This window comes from Aeromonas sp. 95A (assembly GCF_051919235.1).
Lineage (GTDB): Bacteria > Pseudomonadota > Gammaproteobacteria > Enterobacterales > Aeromonadaceae > Aeromonas > Aeromonas veronii.
The window spans coordinates 649,311-664,786 of sequence record NZ_JBQBFC010000001.1 but is presented as its reverse complement, the minus strand read 5'-3'; the positions used below and the strand labels follow the sequence as shown (position 1 = coordinate 664,786).

Sequence of the window (15,476 nt, the reverse complement as noted above, 5' to 3'; positions counted from 1 at the left end):
GTGAAAAATGCCAAGAGTTAAACGTGGAGTGACTGCTCGAGCTCGTCACAAGAAAGTAATGAAAGCCGCCAAAGGTTACTACGGCGCCCGTTCCCGTGTTTACCGCGTAGCGGTACAAGCGGTAACCAAAGCTGGTCAGTATGCCTACCGTGACCGTCGCCAGAAAAAGCGTCAGTTCCGTCAGCTGTGGATTGCGCGTATCAACGCTGCAGCCCGTCAGAACGGTCTGTCTTACAGCCGTCTGATCAACGGTCTGAAGAAGGCTTCTATCGAGATCGATCGCAAGATCCTGTCCGATATCGCCGTTCACGACAAAATGGCTTTCACCGCCCTGGTTGAAAAAGCTAAAGCAGCTCTGGTTTAATCCAGTTCTGTTATAAACGCTAAAAGGAGGCTCAGGCCTCCTTTTTTGTATCTATAACTCTCTGTTTTACATTACTTTTTCCTTTCTCCCGCCCATATTATGTCCACTGTTTTACACGAGCTGCATATTTCTCCACACAAGGTGATATGTGCGAGATGACCTGTTCTACAAATAGTTCATATGCCAACAAACTAGATATTTGTTCCATTATTTCAGGATTTACGGTGAACCGATAAGACTCGCTTGATATAACAAAATGATTTGTAGGGAGAAAAGCCAACCTTAGCTATGGTCAGCGAAGGGGCTTTTTTTGTATTATTCCCCTCTTGACCTTATTTAGCCTAAAGGCTCCTGTACCGGGAGTGGTGACGAGGAAGACATGCAACAGCTTGAAGAAGTAGTCGGCCAAGCCAGAGCCGAAATTGAGGGCGTGAGCGATATCGCTACCCTCGACGAAATCCGGGTCAAATATCTGGGTAAAAAGGGCTTTTTTACCGAGCAGATGAAGGGCCTGGGTGCCTTGTCTGCCGAAGAGCGTCCCGCCGCGGGCGCCGTGATCAACCAGGCCAAACAGCAGGTTCAGGATGCGCTAAACGAGCGTCGTGAAGCGCTCGAAGTTGCCGTGCTGAACCAGAAGCTGGCTGCCGAGACCATCGACGTCAGCCTACCGGGTCGCCGCATCGAGAATGGCGGTCTGCATCCTGTAACCCGCACCATCGAGCGCATCGAGCGCCTGTTTGGCGAGATGGGCTTCAAGGTTGCCCGTGGTCCCGAGATTGAAGATGGTTTCCACAACTTCGATGCGCTGAACATTCCGGCTCATCACCCGGCGCGTACCGATCACGATACCTTCTACTTCAATCCTGATCTGATGCTGCGTACCCACACCTCGGGCGTGCAGATCCGTACCATGGAGCATCAGCAGCCGCCGATCCGCATCATTGCACCGGGCCGCGTCTATCGTAACGACTACGACATGACCCACACCCCGATGTTCCATCAGGTTGAAGGCCTGCTGGTTGACGAGCATGCCAGCTTTACCGAGCTGAAGGGCATTCTGCACGACTTCCTGCGCAATTACTTCGAGGAAGATCTGACCATTCGCTTCCGTCCTTCCTATTTCCCGTTCACCGAACCGAGCGCCGAAGTAGACGTGATGGGCAAGAACGGCAAGTGGCTGGAAGTGCTGGGCTGCGGCATGGTGCACCCGAACGTACTGCGTTCGGTCGGCATCGATCCGGAAAAATACTCCGGCTTTGCCTTCGGCATGGGCGTTGAGCGCCTGACCATGCTGCGTTACGGGGTCAACGACCTGCGTGCCTTCTTCGAAAACGACCTGCGCTTCCTCAAGCAGTTCAAGTAAGGGCGAGAGAACATGAAATTCAGTAAATCCTGGGTGATGGAGTGGGTCCGCACCGAGTTGAGTGACAACGCGCTGGCCGAGCAGATCACCATGGCCGGTCTGGAAGTGGACGCCGTGGAAGCGGTGGCTGGCCAGTTCAACAATGTGGTCGTGGGTGAAGTGGTCGAGTGTGCCCAGCATCCGGACGCCGACAAGCTGCGGGTGACCAAGGTCAACGTGGGCGAGGCCGAGCTGCTGGATATCGTCTGCGGTGCGCCGAACTGCCGTCAGGGCTTGAAAGTGTGCGTGGCCAAAGTAGGGGCGACCCTGCCGGGTGATTTCACCATCAAGAAAGCCAAGCTGCGTGGCCAGCCGTCTCACGGCATGCTTTGCTCTTTCAGCGAGCTGGGTATCGACGTTGAAGCCGATGGCATCATCGAGCTGCCGGCCGATGCCCCCATCGGTACCGATATTCGTGACTACCTCAATCTGAACGACGTCTCCATCGACGTGGATCTGACTCCGAACCGTGCCGATTGCCTCGGTATCGCGGGTCTGGCTCGTGAAATTGGCGTGCTCAACAGCGTGGACGTGGTCGAGCCGACCTGGGCACCAGCTGTTGCCACCATTGATGCAACTTTCCCGATCCGGGTTGAAGCACCAGCTGATTGCCCCCGTTATCTGGGCCGCGTCATCAAGGGGCTGAACTTGCAGGCCCAGAGCCCGCTCTGGATGCAAGAGAAGCTGCGCCGTGGCGGCATTCGCTCCATCGACGCCATCGTCGACATCACCAACTATCTGCTGCTGGAATACGGTCAGCCGATGCACGCCTTCGATCTGGCTACCCTGGAAGGGGAACTGGTGGTACGTCGCGCCCACGCTGACGAGCCGATGACCCTGCTCGACGGCAACGAAGTGAAGCTCAAAGAGACCACCCTGGTGATTGCCGATGCCAAAGGTCCTGCCTGCATGGCCGGTATCTTCGGCGGCAACCGCACCGGTGTATCCGAGACCACTACCGACATCTTGCTGGAGTGTGCCTTCTTCGCGCCGCTCTCCATCACCGGCCGTGCCCGTGCTTACGGTCTGCACACCGACTCCTCCCACCGCTTCGAGCGCGGGGTGGATCCGCAGCTGCAAGCCAAGGTGATGGACAGAGCCACCCGTCTGCTGCTGGATATCTGCGGCGGCGAAGCGGGTCCGGTCATCGAGGTCAAATCCGATGCCCATCTGCCGAAAGCGGCACCCATCAAGCTGCGTCGGACCAAGCTCGACAAAGTGATCGGTATCAGCGTGGCTGATGCTCAGGTGGTCGAGATCCTGACTCGCCTCGGCATGCAAGTCACTGTGGATGCTGACGGTTGGACCGCGCTGGCACCCTCCTGGCGTTTCGATATCGCCATCGAGGAAGACCTCATCGAGGAAGTTGCTCGCATCTACGGCTACAACAACATCCCGAACCTGAAACCCGCTGCCTCCTTGGCGATGGTTGAGCAGGCAGAAGGGCAGGTGACCTTGAAGCGCGTACGCGACCTGCTGGTTGACCGCGGTTTCCAGGAGGCGATCACCTACAGCTTCGTTGATCCCAAAACCCAGCAAACCCTGTTCCCGCAGAGCGATGCCATCGTACTGCCGAACCCGATCTCGGTCGAGATGTCCGCCATGCGTGTCTCTTTGTTCCCGGGGCTGGTGCAGGCCGTTGTTTACAACCAGAACCGTCAGCAGCCGCGTGTGCGTCTGTTTGAACAGGGTCTGCGTTTCATCAAGGATGAAAGCGCCGAGAATGGCATCCGTCAGGAGCCGATGCTGGCCGGTATCATCACTGGCAACCAGAGCGACGAGCACTGGGACATCAAAACCCGCGCAGCCGACTTCTTTGATTTGAAAGGGGATCTGGAAGCGGTGCTGGACTTGACCGCCGAAGGGGCCACCTTTACCTTCGAGCGCACCGAGCACAGCGCCCTGCACCCGGGCCAGAGCGCAGCCATCCTGCGCAATGGCGAGATCATCGGCCACATCGGTGTGATCCACCCGAGCCTCGAGAAGAAGCTGGGCCTCAAGAGCCGCGCGGTGATGTTTGAGCTGGAGCTGGACAAGCTGACCCCGGCCAAGGTGCCTGTGGCAGCCGAAGTTTCCAAGTTCCCGGCGAACCGTCGCGACATTGCCGTGGTGGTCGGTCGTCAGGTTCTGGCAGGTGATGTGCTTGCGGTAATTAAAAAAGTTGGCGGAAATCAGGTAGTTGGAATAAACTTGTTTGACGTATACCAGGGTGCTGGTATGGCAGAGGACAAGAAGAGCCTGGCCATCAGTCTTGTATTGCAAGACACCCAGCGCACCCTGGAGGAGAAAGAGATTGCCGAGACCGTAGACAATGTCGTGCGGGCCCTTGGTGAAGAGTTGAATGCATCCTTGAGGGATTGATCTATGGCGCTTACCAAAGCCGACATTGCAGAGCACCTGTTCACCCAGCTCGGGATGAGCAAGCGTGAAGCCAAAGATATGGTGGAAGCCTTCTTTGAGGAAATCCGACAGGCGCTTGAGCGTGGTGAACAAGTCAAGATTTCAGGCTTCGGTAACTTTGACCTTCGTGAGAAGAATCAGCGTCCCGGACGCAACCCCAAGACGGGCGAGGATATTCCTATCAGCGCCCGCCGCGTGGTGACCTTCCGGCCTGGCCAGAAGCTCAAGGCCAGGGTAGAAAATGTTGAACCCAACGAGTGATAAAAAGCCAGGCAGATGCCTGGCTTTTGTTTTCAGATGACCAAATTCCCCGTTTTTCTTCTGGGTGCCGTACTGGCACTGCCATTGCACGCCAAGCCTTTGCAGACCACAGTGCTGCCGTTGGCGCCGGCGACCCAAGCTTATGTAAATTCACTGAGTCAGCTTTCGCTCTGCTATCCTGCGACGCTTCCTCCACCATACCTGATGACCGAGGGGGGACTGCTCAAGGATCGCCTCGCCCGGTTGCAGGAGCTGTTCCCGATTCCGCTTGTGCTCAAAGAGTTGCCCGATTGGCAGACATTGCGCAACGGGCTCGCAGAGGGTAACTGTGACATCATTCCCTATGTCGGAACCCGCAAGAAGGCCGTGGAGGGCATGCGGTTAAGTCGTCCGATGATGGAGACCGATGCCGCCATCCTCTACAAGGGTGAAAATCTCAAACAGGCCCGCTTTCTGGTCTACTCGGTGGCAGACTCTGCCCGCCTGCTGCACGAGCTCTATCCTCAGGCGCGCATTATTTCCCTAAAGAGCGGAGAGAAGGTCTACGACGCGCTGCAGAGTGGCAAGGGTGATGCCTATCTGGGGGACTATCTGCAACTGCGCTATCTGATGCGCGAGTTTCCTGCCGATGGTTTGCGCCTGCGCCGCCTGTTTGGTGAGGATCGGATCATCAGCTATCGCCTGATGATGCGCGATCAGCCTGAGTTGGCCAATCTGGTGGACACCCTGATCCGTCATATGCCCGCCGGTACTATCTATACCGATCTGGCTCGCTATCTCGATCAGGGGTCGCTCTATGTCAACCAGCCCCACTTCAGCGATACCGAGCAGGCCTGGTTATCCGGCCGCGGGCGCACCATTCGCCTGGTGGTCAATCCCGAGTTGATGCCCTATAGCGGCGTCAATGATCTGGGGGAGGCGAAAGGGTGGAGCGCGGATGTGCTGCGCTGGGTCACCCAGGAGACCGGCCTGAAATACAAGCTGGTGCCTGCCGCTAGCAAGGCGGAGGCCGTAGAAAAGCTGCGCCGTGGTGAGGCGGATATGATGGCCGGCTTGCCGGAATCTCCGGCATTGACGGATCAGTTCATTTTCAGTCGGACGATCTCCACCAACCGGTTTGCCTTGATCAGCAAGCGCAAGCTGGCTGCCGATCGCATCACCCAACTCAAGCGGCAGCGTATTCTGGTGCCGGAATCCCTCTACGATCCCTCCTTGCTCGCCCTGCTCGGTGATCAGGAGTGGCTTCGCACCGACGGCCTCGAGCAGGGGCTTGCTGCGATCAAACAGGGCAAGGCTGACGCCATGCTGAGCGAGCTATATCAGCTGCAATATCCCCAGCGTACCAACTTGCTGGAAGGGCTCGATATCGAGGAGCTGGAAGATCGCTTCAGTCTTGGCTTTGCCATCAACAAGAGTCAGACCGAGCTTGCCGGGGTGATGGATCGCAACCTGATGGCACTGACTAGCACCCAGATTGACGAACTTAACCAGCGCTGGCGCCGCTTGCTCGTCGTGCAGCAGCCCGGTGTGAGCTACGCCGCCTGGTTTGGCTCCATCGCCATGGCACTGCTGATCAGCGGTATTGTCATCGGCGGGATCTGGCGTTCCCGCCAGCAACTGGCACGGGAGGTGGCCCAGCGTCACGCCGCCGAGAAGGCGCTGGCCATCGAGAGCGAGCTACGGGAAACCATGTTTCAGGCGTTGCCAGTGCCCGTCTATCTGCGCAATAGCCAGGGCAAGGTGATCAAATCCAACAAGCAGGGGCGACGTCTGGCCCTGCGCTATTCGCAGCAGTTGATGCTGCCGCCGGTTCAGCCGCAAAAGAGCGAAGGGGAGCTTGTGCTGGGGGATCAGGTTTTCGCCTATGCCCAGCATCCGCTGCGGCTGGACAAGCAGGCACCAGCCACCGATCTCATCGCCCTGTCGGATATCAGTGTGCTGCGTGAGCAGGCCCGTTTTCTGCGTCAGGCAGAGCGCCGCCTGCGCGCCCTGACCAATACCGTTCCCGGCGTGGTGCTGCAGTTTATGTTCGAGCGGGGACGGGTAGGGGGAATCGAGTTTATCAGCCGGGGCTGTTACGAGCTGCTGGGGCTGGCGAGTCAGCAGATCCGTCGTGAGCCCAAACGGGTGCTAACTATGCTGGAGCGCGAGGATCGCCACCGGGTTCGCCGTGAGATGTTCGCCATGTTGCAGGCTGGCAAACCCTTCGCATTCACCATGCGCTACCACCATCCGACCAAGGGTCTGCGCTGGTTGCAGCTCTATGGCCGTGGCCGCAGTCAGCCGCAGGGTTGGCGAATTTATGCGGTGATGCAGGATGCCACTGCCAGGGTCGAGCAGGATCAGGCATTGCAGCACTCCCATGAGCAGGCGCAACAGGCAGTTCTGGCCAAGGGGCGCTTTCTGGCCGCCATCAGCCACGAGATCCGCACGCCGATGAACGCCATGCTCGGCTTGCTGGAGTGGCTGGCCAGCACTCCTTTGTCGAGAGAGCAGGATTCGGCGCTGGCGCGGGTGCGTCAGGCGGGGGATGAGTTGCTCGGCCTGCTCAACGATGTGCTCGACTTTAGCCGCAACGAAAACAGCAAACTCTCCCTCTCGCCGCAACCCACCGATTTTGCCGAACTGTGTGAGCACGTGGCGGCAGTGCACTGGACCAAGGCGCGGGCCAAGGGATTGCAACTGCGCCTTAAGTTGGACCCGGCTCTGCCAGCCCTGCAGACCCTCGATCCTCACCGGGTACGGCAAGTGCTCCACAACCTGCTCTCCAATGCCATCAAGTTCAGCCTGCGTGGGGAAGTGGTGCTGTGGGCCGAGGTGGTCGCATCAACCTTGCGCTTCGGTGTAGATGATCAGGGACCGGGGATCACCGCCAAGATGCGCACCACGCTCTTTATGCCGTTCGAGCAGTTTGCCGTTGAAGGGCAGCTGCGGGCGCCGGGCACCGGCCTTGGTCTGGCGATCTGCAAGCAGCTGATTGAGCAGATGGGGGGGCTTATCGATGTCGAGGGACGTGTCGGCGGCGGTAGCCGCTTCTATTGCGAGTTGCCACTGAAGCGGGTGCAGCAGGAGCCGGACTGGCAGCCCAATGTGCGACAGCTGGCGCTCTCTTTACCCCACGATGAGGCGCAAGCGTTGTCGCCCTGGCTCAGCCGATTGGGGATCGCCACCGTCAGCAACGCCGTTGATACGCTGCAAGCGGAGGTGGACGAGAAGGGGCTCTACTATTGGGCCTGGCAAGGGGAGTCCTGGGTGCCCGGGACCATCATCACCCTGCTGCAACCACGCTTGACCCCGGATCAACCGGTCGCCGGCACCCAGCCAGGGCTTGGCATGCGGGTACTGCTGGTTGAAGATCACGATGTCAATCGCGAGCTGATCAGCCTGCAACTAGGCCAACTTGGTGCCAGCGTTATCACTGCCGCCAACGGGCAGCTGGCGCTGGAGATGCTGGCGCAGCAGGAGGTGGATTTTGTGCTGACCGATCTGCAGATGCCGGTGATGAACGGGGCCGAGCTGTGCAGGCAATTGCGCCAATCCGCCCGTTGGGCCCGTCTACCGGTCTATGTGATCACCGCAGATCTCAGTGATCAGGCGGCAAGGGAGCTGCAATCCTGCGGTTGCGATGGCCATCTGGACAAGCCGGTCGCTCTCAAGGAGCTGGCGACCTTGCTGCGCCATATTGCCAAAGAGGGGAGCAATGTTGTCGCCCCGACACCGGTTGCCTCACTGCTGACCGATGAACTGGCCGCCCTTTATCTGAAGGCTACCCGTGATGATTTGGCCGAACTTGAGCGCTGCAGCACAGAAGAAGATGAAGTTGGCGTGAATGCTGCTTTACACAAGTTGAAGGGGGCCGCCAGAATGGTAGGGGCGACTGCGTTGGTGGCGGTCATTGAAGAGTGGCAACAGGCGCCCCATCCGATGCTGCAAGCCAGATTGAACCGGGCACTGGATGAGTTCAGCCAGCAGTTTTCAAAGAGGGCTCAAGATGATCATCACTGATGAAGAATTACTGGCGTTGCTCGATTCGGAAGAGCATGAGGCGGCAGGATTTTGCCCCATTGTGCTCTATGCCCTCGACAGCACCGCCCATGAGTTGGCCAGCACCATGACATTGCCCTCCTATGTCACGCTGCACCGTACCCGACCGGATGCCTGCTGGCAGTGGGAAGGGCTGTTTGCTGCCGGTGCCATTGCCCTTTACGACCCTGCCGCTCATCAGCAGGCGGACTACTTTTCCCAGTTGCAGCAGCATGAGGGGATCTACGCTATCGGCGAAGATTGGCTGGGGGGGCTTGCCGCCAGTTATCGTGACTGGTGCAACTGGCTGGCCGCTAACAAGGTGCTGCTGCTCGAGGATCACCCGTTTCAGGGGATGCAACTGCAACAGACCATCGCCGGGTTGGGGCTCTCCTGTCAGTGGGTACAGGATGAATCGGCCTGTCTTGCGGCATTGTCGGCGGGCGACATCAGCCTGCTGGTGTGCGATCTCAGCCTAGTGGAGCAAGATGCCATTAGTCTGCTGATGAACCAGCCCCAGTTGCAGGAGGCCGGGTTGCCCATTGTGCTGCTTTCGGCCCATGAGCAGACGCTGATCGACGGTGCTCGCCGCCTGCTGCACGATGCCGGTTTCAATATTCTGGCGGCGCTGGCCAAGCCGCTCGATTGCGACGAGCTGCTCAGGTTGCTGCGTCGACTCTATCTGGGCCCGCTGCGTCAGCAGCGCTTGAGCGGCCAGCGCCGCTCCATCCGCCGGTGGCAGGGGGAGGTGCAGGGTCAGCTAGGGCTGCTCTCCAGTCCCGTGACCCCTCATCCGGTCTGGCTGGCGGTAACGGGTTTACCCAGCCGCTGGGAGGCGCTCGGAGTGGCTGACGGAGCAGTCGCGTACCCCAGCCGAACTGACCCTGCTGATCCACCGTCGTGACCACCTGCTTAGCAATGCCGATCGCTTCGCGCTGGTGCTGCAAGCCAGTCTGGCGGGGAGCAAGCTTGCGCTGCTGCTCGATAACAGCCAGCATCTGCCATTCGATCTGCTGGAGCGTTTGCCGCTGCAAGCCTTGCTGCTGGGGCAGGGGATCTTGCCGGAGATGGAGTCCTTGACCTGTGACTCCCTGCTGGGGCGTTTTATGGCCAGGGTTCGGGAGCTGGGGATCGCCGTCTATCTGGATGATCCTTACAACCTGCTCGACGTCGAAGTGTGGCGAGAGCGCGGTATGACGGGGCGCTGGTAAGCCATGCCGCGTTACCTCTGCTGGCCCATGCACCGGGAGCGCCTTGGCAAAGGGCTGGAGGGCTGGCCCCATCCGGTTTCCCGGGCTGCGCTGCCACTGGCTATGGAGGTCTCCGGGGTGCCTTGCCTGCTGCGCGAGCTGCATGGGGTGGCGCCTGCCCGCATGCTGGCTGCTTACGATGCATTGAGTGAAGAGAGCATCTATCTGCGCTTTATGCGCCCGAAACGGACGCCGCCACCGGAACAGGTAGCCCAATTTCTCAATTACCATCCCGAACAACAGATCTCGCTGTTGCTGACCGATCTGGCCGGTGAGCCGCTGGCTCAGGCGCAATCAATCCGCCGCCGCCTTCATCCCGATCGGGCGGAGTTTTCTTGCATCGTAGCGGATCACTTTCAGCACAAGGGGGCGGGGAGGCGGATTCTGCTGGCGCTGGCACTGCTGGCCAGGGCGGACGGGATCCGGGAGTGGACGGCGGAAGTGCTGGCCCAGAACCGGCCGATGCTGACCCTGCTCAAGCGCCTTGGCTTGCCGCTGACCCTGGTGACCGGACGGGAGATGGTCTTTGTCAGGCTGGATCTGTCAGTACTGGATGCCTGGTTGCCCGTGCCGCCAGCGGCGCCGCTTAAGACCAAGGGCGAATAGTGACACTTTTTTCCCTGTGCTAAGGTCACATTTATTGTGCGGGGATAGACGGAGCAGCTTATGGCGCAGTCATATAAACATATCGTGATCCTAACCGGCGCGGGGATCTCTGCCGAATCCGGCATCAAGACTTTTCGTGCCTGCGACGGTTTGTGGGAAGAGCACAAGGTCGAGGATGTGGCGACCCCCGAGGGGTATGCCCGGGATCCCGAACTGGTGCTGCGCTTTTACAACTCCCGCCGCAAACAGCTGCAACAGCCCCAGGTTCACCCCAATCCGGCCCACTATGCGCTGGCCCGCCTCGAACGACTGCTGCCCGGTTCGGTGACTCTGGTCACCCAGAACATCGACAATCTGCACGAGAGCGCTGGCAGCAAGAACCTTATCCATATGCACGGCGAGCTGCTCAAGGCCCGCTGCCCCGAGTCCGGTCAGGTAATCGAGTGGCGTGGCGATCTCCATCAGGACGAGCTCTGCTCCTGCTGCCAGTTCCCCCAGCCGATGCGTCCCCATGTGGTCTGGTTTGGCGAAATGCCGCTCGGGCTGGATCGCATCTACAGCGCGCTTGCCCAGTGCGATCTCTTTATCTCCATCGGCACCTCTGGCGCTGTCTATCCTGCCGCCGGGTTTGTCCATGAAGCGGGATTGAACGGGGCGCACACCATCGAGCTCAATCTCGAGCCGAGCGAGGTGGGCAGCCAGTTTGACGAGAAACGTTATGGCCCAGCCTCCCTGCTGGTGCCCGCCTATGTCGATGAGTTGCTGGAGGCGTGCGGCATTCATCAACCGAGGCAAGTCGAGGGACACAACTGGATGGAGATGCGCGGTCCCTGAGCTACTGTGCGACGGGACAGTTGCAATGGTTCGGTGAAATCGCCACACTGGCAACCATTAAAAAAATGGGACGCAGTTGGCGCAAATTACCATGACCGCAGTAAAGCAATGGATCGCTTTTTTTCTCCTGATGCTGGCCAGTGCCAGCGCATCGGCCTCCATCCCCCTGATGACCTTGGTACTGCCAGATGGCCAGCAGGTGAGCCTCGATGAGGCGGCCCTCTCCGCCTTGCCACAGACCGAGTTCACCACGACTACCCCCTGGACTCAGGGCGCCCACCACTATCGCGGGCCGACCCTGTCAGCCGTGCTGGCGGCGCAAGGGATCCCGGATGCCCGCAAGATCGCCGTCTCGGCCCTCAACGGCTATCAGCAGGTGGTGGATCTGGCCCTGTTCGACGGCGTGCCGCTGACCCTGGTGCGTCAGGAGGACGGCAAACCGCTGACCCGGCGCAACAAGGGGCCGCTCTGGCTGCTCATCCCGTTCACCACCTATCCCAAGCTGGACGTGCCAGCCATTCACAACTGCATGGTGTGGCAGGTGACCCGCATCGAGATCGTCGATTGATGGGGCTATCCCGCCAAAATCTGCTGTTGGTTGCGGTGTCGCTGCTGTTTCTGCTCTCGTCGGGCAGCAGCCTCTATCTGCAGTATCGGCAGGAGCAGCTGGTCGATACCTTCTACCGCAATGTCCACTGGAACATCAGCCAGGTAATGCTCGAATCCCAGCGTTTCCTCTACGACCTGCAGCTCTATCGGGCTGGCAGACTGTCGATGGAGACCCTGAGCCTCGATTACGATCTGCTGTGGAACCGGCTCGACATCTTCCTCATCAGCAGTGAAACCGCCGAGATGCGCCAGCGGCACGGGCTCGGCAAGGTGCTGGCCACCCTGTTCGAACAGATCAAGCAGCTCGAACCCCAGATGGAGGCTGGTGCGCTGCGCGAGGGGGCTGAGCTTGCCCGCTTGCAGGAGGCGATCGCCAGCCAGACCCGTCTCGTCGAACAGATAGGGGATCGGATCCTCTCCGGCCAGGAGCGGGAGCATTCGATCAGCCAGATCCGCAACAGCCTGTTCTGGCTGCAGATCTGGCAACTGATCCTGTTGCTGACCGGTGGCGCTCTGGTCGCTGCCCTCATTCGCGCCAATCTGGCGAACCGTCGGCTTGCCCTGCTCGATCCCCTGACCCAGCTTGGCAACCGCCGTGCCCTGCAGGAGCAGCTCTCTCGCGCTCTGCATGCCGGCGAGGTGAGCGCTTTGGTGGTGCTCGATCTCAAGCGCTTCAAGCAGGTCAATGATCTGCTGGGTTATCAGGTCGGTGATCGGCTGTTGCAGATGGTGGCCAACAAGCTGCAGCAGGCCCATGGCAGCCACGCTTACCGGCTCGGCGGAGATGAATTTGCCGTGGTGCTGACCAAGGCGAATGATGCGCTGGAAACCGCCATTCATGAGCTGGTGGATCTGCTCCATTTCGAGTTCGTGACCCGGGAGTGCAGCTTCGATCTGGCCTGTCGGCTCGGGGTCGCCAAGGCGCAGCAACAGGATGCCGCCCGGCTGCTGGATCAGGCCATCCTGGCCCTCAACCAGGCCAAGCGTAGCCAGGAGGGGGCGATCAGCTGGTTTGAGCCAGCCATGCTGCAGCAGTTGCAGTTGAGTCAGCAGCAGCTTCATCAGCTGCGAGAGTGGCTGGCGGGGCGCGAGCCTGCACCGCTGCGAGTGGCATTGCAGGCGCTGACGGACGGACAGGGTAAGGAGATGTGGCAATTGGCGCTTGAGTGGGGTGAGCAGGGAGTGCCCTGCCACATGCGCTGGCTGCAGGAGTGCGGCGTACTGGGGCCCGTGTTGGCCCGTGTGCTGCAAGCGCACGAGGCGCAGTATGCCGATGGTCGGGCACTGCTGGTCCCGCTCGACAACCAGGCCCAGCTGACCCATCTACTGGCCTATTTGCCGGAGGCTTCCCGTACGCCGCTAGTGTTGCTGGTACCGACGCTACAGCCAGATGGTGCCTTGCTGGCGGGATTGCGGCAGCAGGGTTGCACTCTGGCGCTCAGAGAGATTGGCAGTGCCACCTCGGCGCAGCTGGCAGCCGGCTGGCCTGTCCGCTACTGGCTGCCGCAGGGTGATGAAGATGGCGAGTTGTTGCAACCTCTGGCCAGACGATTGGGGCTGGCGCCACTGCAAGTGCTGGCAGCCAGGGAGACCCGGTCGCTGGCCTGAGGGCAAAAGCGGTATTGCACGGCAGAGATAAAACGAAACAAGGCGACCTCTGGGTCGCCTTGTTCTTTTGTTGCCCCTGAAAATCAGGGGCGGGGCGCGCAAGATTGTCTGATCACCAGGTCTGGGTCGACGGTGATCAGGTGATTCTCCACCGCTTCGCCGTTGATCCGCGCCAGCAGGCGGGTGACGGCGAGGCGTCCCAGCTCTTCTTTGGGCTGGTTGACGGTGGTGAGCGGCGGCGACATAAATTCTGCCAGTGCCACATTGTCATAGCCAACGATGGAGATATCCCGCGGGATCACCAGCCCCGCCTGATGGGCGGCACTGATGGCTCCCATCGCCATCATGTCGTTGCAGACAAAGAGGGCGGTGGGGCGCTCGGGCAATGCCAGCAGACGAGTCATCGCCTGATGGCCGCTGGCGCAGTCAAAGTCCCCCTCCTGGATCCACTCTTGATTGATCGTGAGACCTGCCTCCTGCAACGCCTGTTCAAAGCCAGCTTGGCGCTGGTTGGCGGGGGCGCGGCTGTGGGGGCCTGTGATACAGCCGATGGCGGTATGGCCCAGCTCAATCAGATGGCGGGTCGCGAGATAACCACCGTGGAAGGAGTTGTCGGCGATGAGATCCACATCCTCGCTGACCAGACCCCAATCCATCACCACCACCGGCAGGCTCTTGAGCCAGTCGAGCTGATTGAAGACCTCTTGCTGTCCTTCGCTGCACATGATCAGCAGGCCATCGACCCGCTTGCGCAGCATCATCTTGAGGTAGGAGAGGGCTGTTTCCGCCTGCCCTTCGGTGTTGCCCAGCATCAGGTTGTAGCCCTGCTCGAAGCAGTAGCGCTCCACCCCGCGCACCACCTCGGCAAAGAAGGGGTTGCTGGAGGTGGTGACCAGCATGCCGATACTGTTGGTTTCCTTCACCTTGAGGCTGCGGGCCACCAGACTCGGGGCATAGTTGAGCTCACGCATGGCCGCAAAGACCCGTTCGCGGGTCTCCTCGGCGACGAAACGGGTCTCGTTGATGACATGGGAGACGGTGGTGGTCGAGACCCCCGCCAGCGCCGCCACCTCCTTGATATTGGCCATCAGTGCCCCTGTGCAGTCTGCTCAAGCAGGAAGGTGTCGACCTCCTGCTTGCTCGGGATGGAACTCTGGGCACCGAAGCGGGTGACGGAGAGCGCCGCCGCCCCGTGGGCAAAGCGCACCGCGCTGTGGAAATCGGCTCCGGCCAGTTCCGCCGCCAGCAGGGCGCCGTTGAAGGTATCGCCCGCGGCAGTGGTATCCACCGCCTTGACCCGAAAGCCCGGGATCAGCTGTTGCTGCTGTGCGTTGCTGCAATAGACCCCCTGCGACCCCAGGGTGATCATCACATCCGCAATACCCATCTGGTGGAAGCGGGCTGCCGCCTCGCGGGCACTCGCTTCGTCGGTGACTTTGACGCCGGTCAACAGCTCGGCCTCGGTCTGGTTGGGGGTGATAAGGTCGACCAGCGCCAGCAGTTCGCTTGAGAGCGGGCGGGCAGGGGCGGGGTTGAGCACCACCCGGGTGCCGTTGGCGCGAGCCAGGCGTGCAGCTTCATGGACGCTCTCGAGCGGTACTTCCAGCTGCAACAGCAGGGTGTGGGCGTCGGCGATCATCGCTTCATGGTTTTTCACCACAGCAGGGGTGATGGCACCGTTCGCCTCGGCGGAGATACCTATGCTGTTCTCCCCCTCATCGCTCACATAGATGATGGCGATACCGGTCGGGAGCTTGGGATCGAGTTCGACGGCGCTGACGTCGATGCCATCTTTGGCAAAGCCGGTTTTCATCTGGTGGCCGATGGCGTCATCACCGATGCGGGCGATAAAGGAGACGGGGGCGCCAAGGCGGGCGGCCGCAACCGCCTGATTAGCCCCCTTGCCACCGGGGACCACCTGATAGCTGTGGCCGGTCAGGGTTTCACCCGGGCGAGGAAAGTGGGGAACGCGCAGCACATGGTCTGCATTGACACTGCCCAGAACGACGAGACGATTCATGTTGACTACTCCTGATGCATCTTGGCTTGAACACTGTGATGGCGTGAGCCCAAGCCGGGAGGCACCTGAACGAGAGGGAAAAGGGGAGGCGAACCTCCC

Annotated in this window: 11 protein-coding genes and 1 pseudogene; 10 read left to right on the top strand and 2 right to left on the bottom strand. The window is 60.2% G+C overall.

Annotated features, from left to right (window positions below):
- Positions 1–7: 7 nt before the first annotated feature.
- The 10 genes and pseudogenes from rplT to ACTG2U_RS02950 all read left to right on the top strand — a co-directional run bounded on the left by rplT (position 8) and on the right by ACTG2U_RS02950 (position 13,357).
- Positions 8–364: a 50S ribosomal protein L20 gene (gene rplT, locus ACTG2U_RS02995; RefSeq protein WP_005336687.1), complete on the top strand. Its 357-nt coding sequence runs from the start codon at positions 8–10 to the stop codon at positions 362–364.
- Between the two features lie 379 nt (positions 365–743).
- Positions 744–1,727, top strand: a complete 984-nt coding sequence (gene pheS, locus ACTG2U_RS02990; RefSeq protein ID WP_005336686.1) for a phenylalanine--tRNA ligase subunit alpha — start codon at positions 744–746, stop codon at positions 1,725–1,727.
- A 12-nt stretch (positions 1,728–1,739) separates the two neighbouring features.
- Positions 1,740–4,127, top strand: coding sequence for a phenylalanine--tRNA ligase subunit beta (gene pheT / locus ACTG2U_RS02985; RefSeq protein ID WP_429012295.1), 2,388 nt, complete (start codon positions 1,740–1,742; stop codon positions 4,125–4,127).
- A 3-nt stretch (positions 4,128–4,130) separates the two neighbouring features.
- Entirely contained in the window at positions 4,131–4,427 is a 297-nt protein-coding gene (ihfA, locus tag ACTG2U_RS02980; protein WP_005300715.1) for an integration host factor subunit alpha, read from the top strand.
- 15 nt (positions 4,428–4,442) lie between these two features.
- Complete coding sequence (locus ACTG2U_RS02975) at positions 4,443–8,432, top strand: response regulator (protein ID WP_439974003.1); 3,990 nt, start codon at positions 4,443–4,445, stop codon at positions 8,430–8,432.
- Positions 8,419–9,661 (top strand): annotated as a pseudogene (locus ACTG2U_RS02970) (response regulator). The gene ACTG2U_RS02975 and the pseudogene ACTG2U_RS02970 overlap by 14 nt, the downstream one beginning before the upstream one ends.
- 3 nt (positions 9,662–9,664) lie before the next feature.
- Positions 9,665–10,306, top strand: coding sequence for a GNAT family N-acetyltransferase (locus tag ACTG2U_RS02965; protein WP_236317535.1), 642 nt, complete (start codon positions 9,665–9,667; stop codon positions 10,304–10,306).
- A 60-nt stretch (positions 10,307–10,366) separates the two neighbouring features.
- On the top strand, positions 10,367–11,140 hold the full coding sequence (gene cobB / locus ACTG2U_RS02960; RefSeq protein WP_005336680.1) for a Sir2 family NAD+-dependent deacetylase: 774 nt from the start codon (positions 10,367–10,369) through the stop codon (positions 11,138–11,140).
- A 91-nt stretch (positions 11,141–11,231) separates the two neighbouring features.
- The gene (locus tag ACTG2U_RS02955) at positions 11,232–11,708 is read left to right on the top strand and encodes a hypothetical protein (protein ID WP_167572790.1); all 477 of its coding nucleotides are present in this window, start codon (positions 11,232–11,234) and stop codon (positions 11,706–11,708) included.
- On the top strand, positions 11,708–13,357 hold the full coding sequence (locus ACTG2U_RS02950) for a diguanylate cyclase domain-containing protein (RefSeq protein ID WP_439974002.1): 1,650 nt from the start codon (positions 11,708–11,710) through the stop codon (positions 13,355–13,357). Before ACTG2U_RS02955 ends, ACTG2U_RS02950 begins: the two co-directional genes overlap by 1 nt.
- 83 nt (positions 13,358–13,440) lie before the next feature.
- On the opposite strand, the gene ACTG2U_RS02945 is transcribed toward ACTG2U_RS02950, so the two are convergent.
- Together ACTG2U_RS02945 and rbsK are read right to left on the bottom strand one after the other, a co-directional pair.
- Complete coding sequence (locus tag ACTG2U_RS02945) at positions 13,441–14,445, bottom strand: substrate-binding domain-containing protein (protein ID WP_042053688.1); 1,005 nt, start codon at positions 14,443–14,445, stop codon at positions 13,441–13,443.
- Positions 14,445–15,377 carry a ribokinase gene (gene rbsK / locus ACTG2U_RS02940; RefSeq protein WP_279498278.1) on the bottom strand — a complete coding sequence of 311 codons (933 nt, stop codon included), beginning with the start codon at positions 15,375–15,377 and terminating at the stop codon, positions 14,445–14,447. Before rbsK ends, ACTG2U_RS02945 begins: the two co-directional genes overlap by 1 nt.
- Positions 15,378–15,476 lie beyond the last annotated feature (99 nt).

Coding starts and splice junctions, on each gene's coding strand:
- ACTG2U_RS02955 (WP_167572790.1), top strand. CDS start 11,232: ATGACCGCAGTAAAGCAATGGATCGCTTTTTTTCTCCTGATGCTGGCC.
- pheS (WP_005336686.1), top strand. CDS start 744: ATGCAACAGCTTGAAGAAGTAGTCGGCCAAGCCAGAGCCGAAATTGAG.
- rbsK (WP_279498278.1), bottom strand. CDS start 15,377: ATGAATCGTCTCGTCGTTCTGGGCAGTGTCAATGCAGACCATGTGCTG.
- ACTG2U_RS02945 (WP_042053688.1), bottom strand. CDS start 14,445: ATGGCCAATATCAAGGAGGTGGCGGCGCTGGCGGGGGTCTCGACCACC.
- ihfA (WP_005300715.1), top strand. CDS start 4,131: ATGGCGCTTACCAAAGCCGACATTGCAGAGCACCTGTTCACCCAGCTC.
- cobB (WP_005336680.1), top strand. CDS start 10,367: ATGGCGCAGTCATATAAACATATCGTGATCCTAACCGGCGCGGGGATC.
- ACTG2U_RS02965 (WP_236317535.1), top strand. CDS start 9,665: ATGCCGCGTTACCTCTGCTGGCCCATGCACCGGGAGCGCCTTGGCAAA.
- rplT (WP_005336687.1), top strand. CDS start 8: ATGCCAAGAGTTAAACGTGGAGTGACTGCTCGAGCTCGTCACAAGAAA.
- ACTG2U_RS02975 (WP_439974003.1), top strand. CDS start 4,443: ATGCCTGGCTTTTGTTTTCAGATGACCAAATTCCCCGTTTTTCTTCTG.
- ACTG2U_RS02950 (WP_439974002.1), top strand. CDS start 11,708: ATGGGGCTATCCCGCCAAAATCTGCTGTTGGTTGCGGTGTCGCTGCTG.
- pheT (WP_429012295.1), top strand. CDS start 1,740: ATGAAATTCAGTAAATCCTGGGTGATGGAGTGGGTCCGCACCGAGTTG.